This window comes from Candidatus Liberimonas magnetica, assembly GCA_020523885.1.
In the GTDB taxonomy this organism is placed as follows: Bacteria; Elusimicrobiota; Endomicrobiia; order Endomicrobiales; family JAFGIL01; genus Liberimonas; species Liberimonas magnetica.
Genome location: JAJAPY010000001.1, coordinates 257,332 through 274,613, shown reverse-complemented (window position 1 = coordinate 274,613; position 17,282 = coordinate 257,332). Strand labels below are relative to the sequence as shown.

Genomic DNA, 17,282 nt, shown 5'->3' with positions numbered 1-17,282 from the left:
TTAAGTCAAATGGATGTTATCTTTATGAAAGTCTTTTCCATAGAACATGTTTTCTTGTCCTATATGCCCACATTGAGAAACCTTTCAAATATATACAAATTCCTGTCCTTTGCAACTAGTTACCTGCCACCGTGCACTGTTTTATGCCGCACCAACTATGCCTTTAGCTCCAAACGGCGTCATAGGCTTGCCATACTTTTTATCCAGGTCTTTAAGCCTGTCTTCAATTACATCATCTATCCTTTCGGAACCGCTCATCCCGATAGCATCAAAAATAAAATCTTGTAATTTTTCAGACATGGTTTTATCCTTGCTCAACGCTTCCTGCAGGGACGCCAGATTAAATGTTTCTTCCTGGACTTCAGCGCCTACGACTTTAGGTATTGTTACGTCCATAGCTCCAAGCTTTGTTTCAAGTTTACTATCATTTTTATTTATCTCTCCAGCTAATTCCGTTATATCAGTCCCCGCAGCAAAGAATTTAACAACCGCACCGTCAGTTAACAAGAGGTTCCTTATGGTCCTTAGGTAACCCATCTGTACAAACGCTTCCTGTGCGGTAAACTTGCCATCTTTAAGCATCGTCTCCACCAGCCGCGTTCTCAGGATGTATTTAGTAAGTATCTCATCTTCATTTAAAGAGTCAGCTCCCAGTTCTTTAAGCAGCTGATCTTGAGTGCTAAATATCTTGGTCATATGCTCTAAATAAACCGAGTTTACTTCTTTAGGCTGTGTAACTCCGAAGAATGCGCGGATTATCGTCCTTCTCCTATCCTGGTCAAACTTGTATAATAATTCATCATTTGTAAGGCCCTTCACCCCTTCATCATCAGTCCTATAAGCTAATTTCATGATCATAGCTGTAATCTCTATTTCTTTATGCAGGAACCTAACCGGTATTATCAGTTCTCCTACCTGCATAGTAGCGCCCTGAACATCTTCAACAAGGGTTGTGCCCGGAACTGTATCTAAAACGGCAACAGCAGCTGCATCCGCTGCCTGCTTCCCTGTCTTAGCTACTGCAGGCTTTTTGCCTGTCGATGGTGCACCCGGAACAGAGCCTGATACCGCATTAGCAACAGCTTTTACTATTTTTGCCTTAACTCTATCCTGTGCAAGCTTTCTGGCGGTTTCAACTACTTTCTGGATAGTGGCATCATCCGTTGAAAGCTGCCTATTCACATAGATAGTAGAGATACCTGAACCTGTAGCAGCCTTATATTTACCTTCACTCCCAACTTCATTGCTGCTTGTTGCCTTTAAGTTAATTCTTACTACAGGAATACCTTTTCCATTTAATATCTCAAAAGGAGCCTGCAGTTTTTCCTGTTCTAATTTTGCTATAGCTTTGGCTTTTGCCGCTTCCTGCCCTTTGGCTACAGGTTGTTGTTCAAAAACTTCTATGGGATTCATGTTATGACCTGCCCCTATGAAGCAAACAGCTTTTGCCCTCGGGTCCTGGTCCAATTCAGCCTTGATCGCATCTGCCCAGACTGGATGCATGAAAAGTTTTGCCTGAATCCTAAAACTTAGAGCCATATCCTGAGCTTTAATCCTAAGACTAGCATTAGTAAGCTGGTTAAATGTAGGGTTATTTCCAAGCGCATCATAAAGGTCCGGAGCAGCCTCTTTAAATGCAGCCCTATATTGCTCAATAGGTATTTCTATGCTAACGACTTTTATACCCTGTTCTTCTGCAATTTTATACAACAATTGTAAAGGTTTGGCCGGAGTCTGTATGTCTGAAGCAGGTATACCGCCTTCTGCTATGCCTCCAGAAAACAGATGTGTTATGCCTGCTTCCTTCAATTTTTCAACCATGTTCATCACATAAAACAAATCTGAAAGCTCCGCAGCATTTTCTCCGATAAATGCGACCCTAGTACCCTGCATTATACTGCTAAAATCAACGTTGGGCAAATTAGCCAAACCATCCGGTATGTTTTCGCCTGTCGGGATACCAAGCGCTGACCTAAAATTAATTACCCATTCTGAATATTGATATCCTTCCATAACCGCAATAAACTGGCCCAATGCACCCGTATATAATTTTTTGTCTTGCGGCCCTAATTTGTCTAATTCATCTTTAAGTTTTACAAAGAATTCTAATGCTTCCATAGCTATGACATGGCCGTCATTCCTTATAAAATCTATCTGCTCAATGAACAGATATATCATGCTTTCAACATTGTCACGAGTAAGAGGTATTTTAGCCTTGATTTTTCCAAGAATCTCATCCAGGCCTTTGGCATCAAGCCTCTTTTCTTTAAAATATTCTGTTTCCTGAGCTGCTATAATTACCGCAAGCCTTTTTGCAATATTTCTTTTGGCATAATCACTGTAACCCGGAAATTCATTTTGCACATTAATGGCATCAAAAATTTGATCTAGAATATCCTCCGGCCGTTGTTTTGAATACATAGTTGAGAAACCATAATCCGCTACTGCCTCAACAATCCACCTGTCAGCGATACCGCGCAGCTTTTCATCAGTAGGGGTTTCCTTAGGCCTGAGTTGCTCATATTTCTGTATAATTTTATTTATTCCTTCGTTCTTTCCTGCGATCATAACATCTGCAATAGCTCCAAAATAAGCACGTTGTGCAGCCTCGTATTGAGGCCGCAGCATATTCTGTTCAGTTCTACTTGAAGCATTATTCATTGCATCCGTTATCCTGCTGAACCTTAAATAAGCCATTTGTACCTGTGCATTTTTCATAATATCAGGCGCACCGGAATACTTTGCTACAATTTTATGGAATTCCTTATCCTCGGTTCCTTCATCCCGCAAAGATACAGCATAAATAAACGCATCAACTAACTTTTCCCTAAGTGTAGGCTCGGGTTCTGCGGGCTTTTGGAGCTTCTTTGCCGGCACAGGCTGCAATTTAGAAGGTTCAAAACCGCTCTCCTGGGCTTCTTCGAACAATAAGGCAATAGCGTTCAAATAATCTTCGCCCCAATGAGCCGTTGTTACTAAGTGGTCCTTTGTGGCTTGGTCACTATTAGCTATCCTCTTTAAAAGCAAAGATAAATGCTTTTCAGTAAGGAACCCGCCCTGAAAAGCCTGGGCTACCACATCTTTTATATCCCGGGAACGGCTCTCGTCCTGCAGCAGCATAACGATAATCAAATTATTCCATATCTCAACAGACGTATACCCAAATTTCAAAGCCTTGCGGTACTGTTGTTCAGCTCCTTTATAATCTCCCTGCCCTAACAAAATGCTCGCAAGAGAAGCCGCCATTCTGCCGAGGTCTTCATTTCTCTTGAGCTTTTTACACAACGGAGTAGCCAGGTTTATATATTTCATTATCTCTTTTTCTACTTGCGGCAATCTGACATCAGTCTTATGATATTCATCGATAAATATATATACCATTGAGTCATAACCACTTAACTCCGCCTCCTCATTTTGTATTTCTTTTCCTAACGCTATAAGTTCCTCTGCAGCCTGCTTAGCTTTTTTGAATAATTCGGAATATTTCTCTGGCTTACTTTCAAGCCTTCCCAGGCCGCGAAGCGTAGTTGCATATTCATTTAAGGCTAAACATTTTATTTTCTTATCAGCAGCATTTGCGATAGCTGCACTGGCACATTTTTCGGCTTTAGCGTAATAAGCAGAAACTTCCTTATAATCTTCATTCCTTTCAGCTATACCAGCCAGCCTGTTATAGATCTTGGCTGCTTGTTCATAGAGCTGTGCATACGGAGCCGTAAGAGGTATCTTTTTTTCATACTGTTCCCACAACTCCATCGCTTCATCCCACTTCCCTTGTTCTCCTAACATTATAAACAGGTTTCCTAATGCCAAAGATATATCGCCGCCCATGCCTATAACCAGATTTAACATAGTCTCAGCTTCTTGTGTCTTTTTTTGAAGAAATAATTGATTTACGGCTACATTGTTTAAATGAGCAGACAGCAGGTTCTGTCCAATAGTCTTACCTGAAAGGATAGTGAACTTGGCCTCTTCGGGTACCGACAAAGTTATCTCTATTTCTTTGCCGTAAAAGGCTTTAGCTGTCGTTACTCTGCCCAGACGCAATGCCTTGCCAAAATCAACAACAGTAGTATCATTACCGACCGAAACCGTGAGGGCTTTTCTGGAGACCTTTTCAGAACCGGCCATCATAACTTCAACGGTGTCGACACTCACCTTTTTCCAATTGTATTTATCCGCCCAGGTCTCAAGCATAAGAGCTGCAAGATATGTGCGCAGGGTAGCCGAAATACAGCCGTCTTTTACACCTTCTGCAGGGTCCCACTGGGACTTATCCTGAGGGTATTGCTGGATAAGATCGCTTAAACGTTTAACCAGCTGTTCTACATTAGCCTGATTAAAGTCTTTTTGCACAGCAGCTATCAATGCCTGTATCTGTGTGTCTTCATCTATAAACTGGAAGAAGTTCCTGTCTTTGGCGGGTTCCTGGCCGTAATGGGCCGGCTCTTTAAGTTCAAACGGCATGGATTTTAACGATGCTATAAGTGCATTAAGAGACGCAAGTATATCGGCGGAGCCAGCGAACTTTTCAGCCAACCCCTTAAACATGGCGTCAACAACACTAGCTATGCCCTTTGCCGGTTTGTCCATACGATGGCCTGCAAAGAACTTCTTCAGATATTCCGCAAAATCAAACCCGGGTGTCAATTTTATGCCGTTTAAATACTCTTTATCAGTATCAAGGCTGCCGAAAGGTTGTTTTTTCCAGTCGCGTTTTGCATCAAAATATTTCTGATAGAAATCCGTGTATTCATTCCTGGCCGTTATAAATTCTCTTTTCAGAGTCTCTATCATAGCCTGCGCACTATGTTTTCCCTGATCATCAATGATCTTCTGCTGCTCTTCTTTGATTTGCCTCAAAGCTTCAAAATACTGGGCTGTGCTGTCTTCAGGGTTTGGAGCAAGAGTCTTGCCTGTTTGTTTGTATTCTTCATACCAGAGATAAGCCCTTGTCTTGGCCATGTTTTCCAGAAGGCCGCCCTCTTTTCCTTCGCTTTCGATTATCTCCTTTGCCTGGTCAACCAAACGCTGCCCGCTGCCTAAAATAAGAAGCAAGACAGTATTTTCCAACTGTAGGCGCCGTTTCTCAGGCTCAGGGCCTTTCCCGCCTTTACGGTCCATAACATCAATAACCTGTTCAACATGCGCCATTGTATACTCAAAGGGCTGCTGCTGCTGCATCTGCTGCATCATCTGCATCAGTTGAGGATTATTTCCAAATTGCTTCAACATCTGCGGGTCTAGGGCTCCGCCCTTTTCTTTTTCTTTTATCTTTGCAAGCTCTCTTGCGATCTTAAACACCTGTGCCTTGTCCTGACCCGGGTCTGCAAGCAGAGCTATAAGAGCTTCTGTGGTACCGGATAATTTTATGGAACCTTTCGCTTCCGCAATCTTGTTCTTGGCAATTGACATTATTTCCTGCAGCGTTTTGTTCTTTACATCTTCCGCACTTATAACCTGAAGCCTTACAAGCGACGATATAAGAAGGTCAATGTACGCTTGTGAAACCGTGCCGTAACTGCCTGCCTGCTCAAGAATGTTTTCTGCAGCATAATCGGCGTAGACAATGCCTGTTTCATCTGCCGGAACTTCGGTTTTCAGCAATTTAGTCTGGGTCTTCTTAATTTCTTTCGGGTAAAATTCGCATAAAATAGCCATGTTCAATGATAGCCTCTCATCGTTTGTTAACGCTTGATTGTTCCTTGCTTTTATCAATATCTTATTTGCTTCTTCGTCAGACAATGCGGCATCTTGCCCAATCTTCGTATACAAATCATCCAGGTAAAGCATTTCATTCAATGCATCCGCCAGTTGTTTCCTTTTAAGCCCCTCAATAGCTTTATTTAATACCTGCACCAGCTGTTTCTGCTCGTCTGTAAGCGTATCAATCTTGCCATTTAAGGCATCCACCAGCTGTTGTTCTGTAAGTGTATCAAGTTGTTCAGGTTTAATGCCGAGTTTTTCAATAATAAGCGCATTAAGTTTAGCGTTAGTTTTCAATGTCTTTTTAAACCTGCCAAGGTTCAGGTCAGTCACATTTAATCTAAAAGAGCCAATAATTTTCGCTGCTTCAGTAAAATCCTTTAGTGTTTTTTCGCTAAACAAAATAATAGACGGCTCAAGCCCCTGTTTCTTTAACCAGTTAAGATAAGCAGGGATCCTCGGATCCGGATTTTTTGTGTACTGCTCAAACAACTGAGGAGTGCTTTCTTTTGTTATACCGAAAGCTTTTAAAGCTGAAACAACGCCGTTCTTTAACGCCTCGTCTGCTCCCTTTGTATCTGCTTTATCTTCTATACCCAGCTTATTTTTTATAGGAGTTATAACTTTAGCATTAATAGGATCACCAACTTTCGACTTCGCTATTTCCAATCCCTTATCAAGGACTTTCGGAAGGAACATCATACCGATATTTGCAAGCGTTTGGCCAGTTATGCCTGCAACCACTCCGCTCAGCGTATGGCCTAAGGATGCAAACGCTCCGGCACCCAGTATATTACCCAAAGATGCAAGTGTTCCGGCGCCTAGTATATGCCCTAAGAATGCGGCAATTATATTCCCTACAGGCCCTAATAATACAGCGCCTACATGCAGTACAGGCCCAAAGATTGCAGGAAGTATCGGCACTGCAAAAAGGCCAAGCCCGCCTGTAAGTATTAAAGATGTCAAAATTATGGTCGTAAACGTTACTGCAGCAATAGCCGCACCCCAGGTAACCTGCTTCCCGGAATCAGCGCCAGGCAACAGCCCTCCGAGCTTTTTACCAAGGCCGAACGGAAGTTTGTCCTTAAGACTGCCTCCGCCGAATAAACCCATTAGCGTATCCTGCAAGAAAGCAAGTATCAACAGGCCGGATAACCCTATTATAGGCCCTCCAAAAGCGAACAATAACCCAACTCCAGCTATGGTTGCCACCGACTTAACGCCTGCAGCCGGAGTTGAAAAATCAAAGAACTTTTTTAAGAACCCTGAAACCTTCTTTATAAGACCTGCAAGGCCGCCTTTTTCCTTATGTGTCTCAAACTGGGTTCTTCCAAGTTCCTGTGCAACTTCCTTTACCAGATCAGGGTACAAATTGGTAAGCCTTTCAAGTTGTTCCGCATCTAATGCACTGAGCCTGTTATTATTGTTTTTCACTTTTGCAAGCAGCTGGACAATTTCACCTCTGGCCAGGCTTCTTACTTCTGCATTCTCTAGGATTTGCTCTTTAGACGGCTCCGGCGGCACTTGTACCTGTGCCTCCTCTTGTGCTTGTGCCTGTGCCTGCGCTTTCATCTTATTTTCGGCTTGTCCTTCAACGCTCTGCAAAGTCATTTGCCGCGTCTTTTCGGCCTTTGATTTTACTGCTTTAGCTTCTTTCTTTTTATCTTTAGCTTCTTCAGGCTTAGCGGCTTCAGCCTTGGCCCTTAGATCAATGGTAAGTTCAGCATCTGCACGCCTCCTTGCTTCAGCATTGAGGAGTTCCTCATTATAATCATACTTAACGCCATCACCAGCCACTGCCGTACGCTTTCCGGATTGTTCAACGTTTTCAACTCTTTTCACATTCCCTGCAGGGGAAGTATCTATAACTTCTGAAGTATGCCCCTTCAGGTTTGTACCCTCAACCACACTTAATCCTGAACGGAATAATTTTATTCTTAAAACATCAAATACTATCTGAGCATACATTGAAAACTTTTCCGTTCTTGACTGCTTCTTGCTTGACTCGGCTTCTATTTCGCGTACAACCGCCTTCTCTATTTCCTCGGCATGCAATTTTCCGTCTCTCCCCTTCTTTATAGCCACGCTGCCTTCAAGCATTTCTATGGACTCAACTTTTAAGCGGGCAATTTCTTCTCTTTTCTTCTCTATTAAATCAACCAGGACGTCCACAACTTTATCGTCTGCTTTTAACGTTTTAGCGTATTTTTCAAGCCATTTTATATGTTTTAATCTAGCCCACATGATAAGGAAGTCTTTTGCCAAGCCTACTTCCCGTTTTTGCGCCTCCTCTATAGCTTGTGCCAAAAAGTCCAGATCATAAGCAAGTTCGCGTACTGCTTTATCGTTATAGGACTTTACAACGCCCGCGGTACTGCTCAAATTTGCAACTTGTTCTTTTATGTAACTCTTTAATACACCATCTATAGAGCGCCTGCTAATAAATTCAATGCGGAACCCGCTTAACAGCTCTCCTGTTTTAGATACAGCCGATATTTTCCCTATAATTGCCATTACAAAGACCTTTATTCCCTGGCCAAGGTTGAGTTTAACATCAATTCTGCTCTTACTAAAATTGAGGCTTGGAGCTTGTATATCTCTAAACTTATTCTTCCCCCTCACAAAACCTATAAAACCTCTTACGGTTTTTCCTATAGTCGACTCGGCCTTAACACTTGGAATACTAAAATTCCCGTTTGGCAATTGCATGGCACCTAACCTGTGCTGCCAGTCCTGGCCGCCCTTTACAAAATTTGAAGCGTTATAGCTCTTCATCAGGTCAAGCAGGCCCTCTGCCAGGATGTTTTTCCTGCCCTGCCTGGAAAGCTGCCGTGTAAACGTATCTACCAGATCTTCCGCTGTTTTTGTATCCAGGATCTCTTTCGTGAAACCTTCCAGGTTCAAATTGCCGAATAATACAGAGAGCGACATCTTTAATTGTTCAAGTGTAAGCTCTTTTTCGGCAAATTTCTTAAGCATGTCAGAGACCATCCGCACTGCGATGCTGTGTTCGTCAAAACCTTTGATCTTTCCGGAATGAATGGCGTCTTCAAACCGTTTAAATGTTGCTGCATAACTTTCAATTACAAAAGAAAGCGGCCCGTCCTGCCGCCTTGAGTCGGTGTCCCTGGTATCCTGCCTGTCAGCTGCGATCTTATATCCTTCAAAAAACGCCGCATTAAGTTTGGTCAGTTCGTTTTGAACGATAGCCTGAAGTTCCGCATCAGCAGCAAAACCCTTCTTATTTTCAGTTCTTGCATAGCTGTCTCTTAACCCCTGTAACCTTATATTCCTGTCTAAATCATTGGCTAAAATTTCAAGTAATGTCTTTCTAGTTTTTAAACGGTCCTTATCTTCAAGCGACAAAGAAGGGTTATTATCCTCGGACCAGGGTTTAGTTGGATCCTGCAGTTCAGATGCCAGCTGAGCGTCAATCCCAAGTATTTCTTCCCTCATTTCCTGCAGCTTTTTAGTTTTTTCTGCGGTGTCTTCAGAGAAAAGCAAATCCTTGAAAGCTTGAAGTTCTTCTATCTCTCTATTTAATTCCTCGATCTCTTCTTTGGTCAAGTTGCGGGATACATTGACATCCCTCTTGTTTTTGATCATCAACCTTATGCCTTTTTCAAGCAGTTCGAAACTTTCCGTTTCATCGCTTAATTTATCGAGCAATAGTCCGGCTGATTCTTCCAAATCTTTGCCTGCTCTTAAATTATCAAAGGCATCGCATAAAGCCATGAACCTGTCTCTTACAGCCTGGACTTCCTTCAGTGTCCTGTTTGCGAATTTTTTATCCTGGAATACCCCCGGCATCCTGGCCTCTAAATTCTGCTGTATAAACGCGTAAGGAGATATTTTAGCGTCTTTACCTTCATTCTCGGCCATATTAATTAATATTGAATAGCTTCCGGGCCTGTCGAAGCGTCCGATTCTGAATACCTGTTGTATATATTCGCCGATGGAAAGAGAACTCGGCAGCACAAGGTTGGCATACCCGCTTACAATTGTAGTAAACAATATTCTTCTGGTAAGATCTATCTTGAATGACGCCTCTGCGATAGCCTGTGCCCGGGTATCCGTTAAAACCTTTTTCAGAGCTTTTGTTGCGGTCGGCACATCAATACCTTTGGCTTCAAGGGATTCCCCTTTTTGCAGTGCGTCAATATAAGCAAATAATGCCTGCCTTTCGGCAAGGTCCAACCTTTTTTGATCCCTTTCTCTTTCTAGCAACCTATCTAGGGTAATCCCTTCCGCTCTAAGTGCCTTATTCAGTATCGCTAACTGCATGGTGCTGAATGCCTCGCTTATTTTCTCAGCTTTTTTCTGACGGTTTGCGGCATTCCTGTCATCGTCAACAATATTGAACATATCTATCAGTGGGTCTACAAATTCATAAGCCTGTACGTCTACTTCCGCCTGAAGTTCTGCTATTTTATCTTTGCCGGCTTTTGCCTTAACAGCTTCTTGAAGCTTTTCCAGTTTGGCTGTATCTACAAACCCTGCAGCTTTGAGCTGAGCGGCCAACTCTATAAAATTAGGGCTCTTTCTATTTTGTTTCAGCAATTTTATATCTATGCCTCTGCCCAAACTTGCGTCACCTATAACCACGATGTTCCCTGTCCCGAAAGAACCTACTTTTCTTAAGTACTCCCCGTCTACAATACCGCTGTTGTTTACTTTAAGAGCAGAAGTAAACTGTACTATGACAAGAATATCCGGGTTTGCCCTTGCTTCGGCAAGTATAGAGTCTGCTCCGAGTATTTTCTCGCCTGTCACAGGGTCAATACTGTCTTTTATTTTTGTGTCTGCGGTTATAACCCTTATTTTTTTGTAACCTTTAGGCAGGTCTTTCCTTAAATCATCTGTTAGCCCGTTAACCTGCTCTACGGTAGAAAGAGGGATGAGCATAGTCCTTCCGTCTCTGCGGCCTTTTTGTGTGATCCAGCCAGCTATTGCAGGGGCAAGCCGTTTCGAATCAGCTGCGCTTATATACCCGTCAAAGTTTATTATGCTCGGGAAAGTTGTCGGAAGCGCTATGCCGATGCGCGACTTATCATAACCTGTAAGTGTTGCAAGCTCATCCAAGGCCTGTCTTGAATAAGTGGCTGTCATACCCATGACCGAAGACTCTTTACCGCCATCTCGTACTCTTTTCATAAATGTGTCAAAAGTGCCTGTCTGGGTCGTACGCATTTTTTCAAACGCCTGAGTAACTAAACCGTTACTTGTCCTCATAAGGTTAAATTGCTTAGCGGTCATCCAGTCCGGAGTCTGATTTGTTATGGCGCCGGTCTTGTCTATAAGCTTAACTACATCCTTCCCGTTTTCCTTAATAATCGTTATATTTTTATTTGCCCTTACAGCCAGGTTAACCCTTAATTGCTCAAGTACCTGTTCTTCAAATTTTTCAAGAGTGACATCTTCGCCTATAATGCACGTCCCAGCCTCTCTTCCTTTCTTGCCTTCTTCAAACATTCTCTTTATACGCCGTTTCCCCATATCTGTAAGCCTGACATCGCCTAACTCGCCTGCGCCGGCCACATCGAAAGTAAGGCACCCTTCCCCGATTAAGGTCGTTGCTTTCTTTTCCTGGCTGGCCCTGGCTTCAGCAAAGGATTTTTCTACTTCTTCAGTAAACTTACCCTGCTCTACAGCACGTTTATAAACATCTCCTATCCCGCCGTCAAGCAGCCATTGGGCTATGATATCGGCAAATACCCCCGTTGCCTCTTTTCCGGTCGAGACAAGGTCAGAGGCCATGGCGCGCACATAAGAAGTAGGCGTTCTTGCGCTTAAATCTATTTCGTCTATAAGAACGTGGATATGCTTTTGGAATATATCAAGGTTTTCGCTCATTTCATCTTCACGGGTGTAAATGACAGCCGCGGCATCAGTAACAATAACTTCTCCGGGCTCTGAGAAATACTCCTGTTTTTCTTTCGACGTCTGCGGGGCATCGTCGCCTTCATTATGCAGGGCTTTTACATGTATGCCCAGCATCGAAAGAGCAGGTTTTATATCCGCAACTCCCTGGTCGATCAGCGGGCTCATCGCGGTTAATGAAATAACATTGCCTTCGTGCCTTGCCTTGCACATAAGAGCTCTTGCGGCAACAGCTATTTCCCCTGTCGCTGTTTTTCCGCCGCCTGCACGGAACATTATGGTTGCGCCGCCGTCCTTTGCCATTACAGAGCCGCCCCAGGATTGTTCAGAGAGCAAACCTTTTTGCATATAGTCTACCGTGATAAAATTAGCCAGCATCACCATTAAAGCTATATAATACATAGTCAAGTCTTCAGGGGATGTCCCTTCGGTCTCAAGCCTTTTCGTAGCTATCTCTACCATTGAATCAATAGCCGGTTTTAAGGCTAGCTCAAGCTCTCTCTGCTCTACTATGCCTTTGACATCTTTTTCTAACAGTGTTAATTCCACAGTCTTTGTGCCGGCTCTATTTGTTTTCACATAACTTGCTTTGTAGGTGCCGTCTCCATTAGCCGTAACCGTTACGTCTCCTGCTACATCATATTTTGCTGCAAGGTTTAAGGCTATCGCGTTAGGAATATCATTTTCTGACAACTGATACTTTTTAAGAAGAGCTGTCCGTAAACTGGCCCAAAGCCCTAAACTCATCTCGTTATTTGCCATGAAGTCCCAAAATTCCTCCTTCTGCGCCATCTCTTCCAAAGTGGGTTGTCCTTTTTCTCCTGCTCTCGCTAATTGCGTAATATAGTCTTCAGCTTGTATTTCTTCCTTGCTTCTTAAACCAACCACCTCTTTCTGCCGTTTACGCACTTCTGCTACTGCGCCTGTTGCTTCTCCTTCAACGGAATCTTTTCTTAAATCATAGGTTGCCGCTATCTGTTTTGCAGCTGCCTGCAACACAGCCAGGGCAGTCCCGCCTAAAGCCAAGTCTATCAGATCAAACTTGCCGTGTTGAATTTCTAAATTATTTTTACGCGCCTCTGCCTTCTTATCGTCTAATTTCGATGCGTCCCAGGTGTCCAGGCTGTTTTTGCCTGCACGCCCTGCAAGAGACTCTATTCTCGCAGCCAATTGTTGTTGAACTTCAGGGGTTTGGACAACGGCACTGACAGCTTCCCTGTCAGCTGCTTTTAAAACTGTCTGGCCTGCCTGAACAGGAGCCGCCTCCTGAGCTTTTTTTGCAAGTTCTTCTTGAGCCACCGTGGTCCTGCCTAAGGACTGAGAAAGCTCGTTTGACAACCCCATATCGTCTACTTCAAACAACTCATATTTTGAAACTGAAGTTTTGTCCTGCTCGACTCTGTACCATTTATTACCGGCCAGGATGAACCGCGCCTTTACCTGGTCTTTCCCGGTAGCTTCTACTATATTTCCCTTAAGTAAGGCGTCGTCCATCGCCTTTGCATGATCAGCCTGGTATGCTTTGCCTTTTACCTCAGCGCCTAAATTTGCTGCAACCCTAACTTCCCTGACCCTCTTTTCTTCCCTTTTATCTTTTTCAACTTCTACGGTTTTTTCCGGCGCACGCTTAATATTTTCAATTATGCCGGCAGCATCAGCGCCTTTATTTTTTTCCAATACGTCTACAAAATAATCTACTACCATTTCCACAACTCTTTCCTGGCCCTGGGCCTTTCCATCCTGATAACTTGCTTGAGCTATTTTCAAAACAGCCTCTGTTTCTTTGGCAGCTTCATTTATTTTTTCAAGTGCCCTGCCCAGAGGCGTATGCTCCTGGCTTCCGCCTGGCATGTAGTCATCCATTTTATATACACGCTTTCCGTTTGCATCCCTTGGCGCCCCTTTGTATAATTCATCGAATTGAGCCCTGCACTTGGCTTCAATTAATACAGCCAACACATACCTGCCTACGGGAGTCCTTGCGAGCCAAGCCCACGTTTTATCATCAATAGACTCAAGAGAAGGATTATAGCGCCGTACGTCTTCCCTGGCGCGCTTTACCTCTTCTTTTATGCCAGCCTCAATTTCTTCACGCGCCCCTGCCACTTGTCCTTCTGCGCCTGCCGCAACTTCTGACACGGCAGCTCCCTTCTGCACCCCTGTTGCTGAGGCTCTTTCTGCTGCTTGTTTTGCCTCTTCTGCCGCAGCCAGAGTGGCCCTGCCAAAGGACTGAGCAAGCTCGTTTGACAACCCCTTATCGGCTACCTCAACCAACTTATATTTCAAAACCGAGATTTTGTCCTGCTCAACTCTAAACCATTTACTGCCCACCAGGATGAACCGGGCCTTTACTTGATCTTTCCCGGTAGCTTCTACTATATTCCCTGCGAGTGCTGCGTCTTCCATCATAGCCTTTGCATAATCGCCCTGGTATGCTTTGCCTTTTGCCTCAGCGCCTAAATTTGCTGCAACCTCAACTTCCCTGACCCTCTTTTCTTCCATTTTTTCTTTTGCAATCTCCGCGTTTTCTTCTGTAAGAAGCGCTAACAACGCTGTTTTTTCCGAATCGTTTCTGGCTTCCTTTGCAAAAACTGCTTCCCAGTATTGCATTCCTAAATTGCTTATATTAACCGAGGCAAGGAGTTTATGCAATAAAACCTTTAACTCCACGTTGTTGCCCATTTGCAGCACAGCCCGCGAAAGCGCCAGGACACCGGCGCTTAACCTATTTACCGAGAGCACATAGTCTTCAATTTTTGTCTGGGATTGCTGGTCGCTCATGAACATACTTACCATGGCAAGCTGATTCATAAGCTTGGCGCCGCCGGATTCCTCATGCCTGGACATTGCAGAAGTAAATCCGGACATGAGCGAAGAAATAGTTTGTGTATCCGCTAACTTCGAATTAATCAATGCCGTTATAATAGTTTGTAAATTTATCAGATTATTAAGGTTAGAGGCATCTTTTAAAACATCAGAGGCAATTATATTCGCCCTTCTTAAAATATCTGCTCTCAACAAATCCCTGGCCTCTGTCTGCTCGACCTGCTCCGAAGCAAGTATTTCGTTCATAAGTAAATTTGACTGATAAGCCAGCCCGGTTCTTTCCGCTACCTTGCTCAATTGTTTTTCAATCCATTCTTTGGCTTGAGCTTTTGTCTCAAGTGAAGGGACGCGGCCCAAAACAGCATCTGCAAGCTCATTTTCGCAGGACCTAAGCGCTGCAGCTTGAAGAGGGGTAAGGCCTAACAAATTGCCTTTATTTTCCGCAAGCACTATTGTCACCAATTTTGCCTTTACATCGCTTAGGGCTGCTTCAAAAGTCATGCTTTCAGCTTTTGCTTTTGCCCGGGCCACAACAGCCAGCATCCCGTTACTTGCAAGGATATCTATAGCTGTTTGTGCGGTAATATTCGTCTGTCTCTGAGCTTCAGGCAGAGCCAAATCTGCCGCCAGTTTCTCGGCTGATAAAACTTCAGCCCTGGCAGCTGCCCCGTAAAAATCTACCCTTAGAGCTGCGGCGTCCAACTGGAACAATATTTTATCCTTAGCCGCTTTGGCTGTAGCAGCTTCTCCTTTATTTGCCATTGCAAGAGCCAGCACCTCCAATATACCTTCACCTTGTTCACTTGACAGTTCAGAACGTAATACCTGCGCCTGTTCTTTTGTAAGGTTAAGCAAACCGCCGTTCCCAGATATAATTATTTCTGCCAGCTTTGCCATTTCTCTCTGCATATCTGCTGAAGGGTGTTTATTAGAGCTGATCACCTCTGTAAGTAACTCTACCGCATCGGTAAACGAGATACCTTCAATCCCTGTTTGCAGCAAAGCTGAAGAAACCTGTCTCTTTTCTGCGGCTGCGGTTGTATCTACAAGGCCTTTATTTAATTCAGTCCTTACAATTTCTATCGACTTATCGATAGCTACTTGTAAGGATGCGGATTTTATAAGAGCCAGCTGGTAGAGCAAACCTACGCCCTTTGCTGACAATATCGCCTGTTTCTTTTCAACATCAAGGTTAGCTAAGTCTCCGTTACACTCGGCCATAATTATATCTGCAAGGTTCCTCTTTACTTCCTGCCTTACTTCCATAGAAACAGGCCGGTCTTCGGCCTTTGCCCTGATTTCAACTATGTCACTCAAGGCTTGCCTGTCTGCAAATATAGCCATAGCCTGCCCGGCATTAATGCCAGAATCAACCGTACGGGAAAGACGTTTACTGACTTCTGCGACCGGCATATCAACAGCTTTTATATTGCCCGTACGTTCACCAGCCGCTGTATCTGCAAGGCCCAGGTTTAATTGAGCTTTTACAATTTCTACAGACTGCTCTATTAACAGCTGATCAACATTGACGGTTTCGCCTGTTTTGGCTGCTCTTTCCATTGCTAATGATGAAGCTTTAATAAGTGCCAGCTGGTAGAGCAAACCTACGCCCTTTGTTGACAATATCGCCCGTTTCTGCTCAACATCAAGGTTAGCTAAGTCTCCTCTGCACTCTGTCATAATTATGTCTGCAAGGTTTCTCTTTAAATCCTTCTTTACTTCATCCCTGGAAACAGGCCTGCCTTCGGCCTTTGCTCTGACTTCAACTATTTCAACAGCTTTATCCAGGGCTTCATTGCCGGTGAATATAGCCATCGCCAGCCTGGCATCGATGCCTGATTTCGAGGCTTCTGAAAACGGCTGATCAGCTGAAATAACCGATGTCCTGACTGCAGGCGTTTGGGTTGCATTAACCGCTTTTAAAGCGATATAACTCCAGGATAACGTTATCCTGTTGATCAAAGCTGCGACCCTGTCTACATCTATATTCCGATCGGTAAGATCCACTGAGCCAAGCTGAGCTAAACAGCTTTGTATGGCAAGAACCTCTTTTGGATTGAACCCTCTGAAACCTTCTCTTGCTGAACGCAGTTCCACAGCATTTATAAACCGGTCAACAAGAGCAAGTTTATTATTTCCGGTAAGCTGTTCAATAGTGGCAAGGAGCCCTGGCAAATCCGTTATAGAGCCTGCCTGATACCTTTCTATAACTGTGCCGGCTTTTACAGCAGTTACGGCTTCAAGGATCGCACTTTGCACCTGTATCTTGTCTAAGACATCGTTTAAAGTTAAGCTGTTTATCGAATCGGCAATTGTCCCTCTGTTCTTAGTTTTGGAGGCAAGTTCAGCGTTGGTAACTAATAAAGATGTCAGGACAGCCCTGAACAACCCCTGTTCCTGAGCGGTTAAAAAACCAAAATCAGATAGAGCGGCTATCCTGGCTGCTACAGCTTCCGCACTGCCTCCGAGCTTTGCTATGTCGCTTAGCTTTGTATGTAAATTTATGCCCTTGTCGGCTGTTATAGTTTCTGCTGCGTTCTGCTGTGCCGCTTGCGCAAAACCCGGTTCAAGATCTACAGCGCTTCCTTTATATTTCCTCAATTTTTGTGAATCAAGCACTGTCCCGCCGACAGCTGCATCCAGGCCTAACAAAGCCAATCCCTCTTTTGACAGTTTAGACTTAAATCCGTTCTCCCCTTCCAGGGTTTCTGTTACTTCTTTACCGTTATCTTTATAGGTAATAGTTCCATTTTTTATATCTAGGGATACTACTTTCACAAAATGCCCGACACCGTTGATGTTTAGCAGTAATATGGCGCTGCCGTTGTTGTTCACATAATCGGCAAGGACTGACATATCCGTTATCCCTT

General features: G+C 43.9%; 1 protein-coding gene (running past one end of the window). It reads right to left on the bottom strand.

Annotation, left to right across the window (positions count from 1 at the left end):
- Nucleotides 1-141 precede the first annotated feature (141 nt).
- A protein-coding gene (locus LHV68_00665; GenBank protein ID MCB4790379.1) for a hypothetical protein crosses the window boundary here: on the bottom strand, nt 142-17,282 show its final stretch. The gene runs 19,393 nt beyond the window's last position; the window shows 17,141 of its 36,534 coding nt (coding positions 19,394-36,534); the start codon falls outside the window, past its right edge; its stop codon occupies nt 142-144.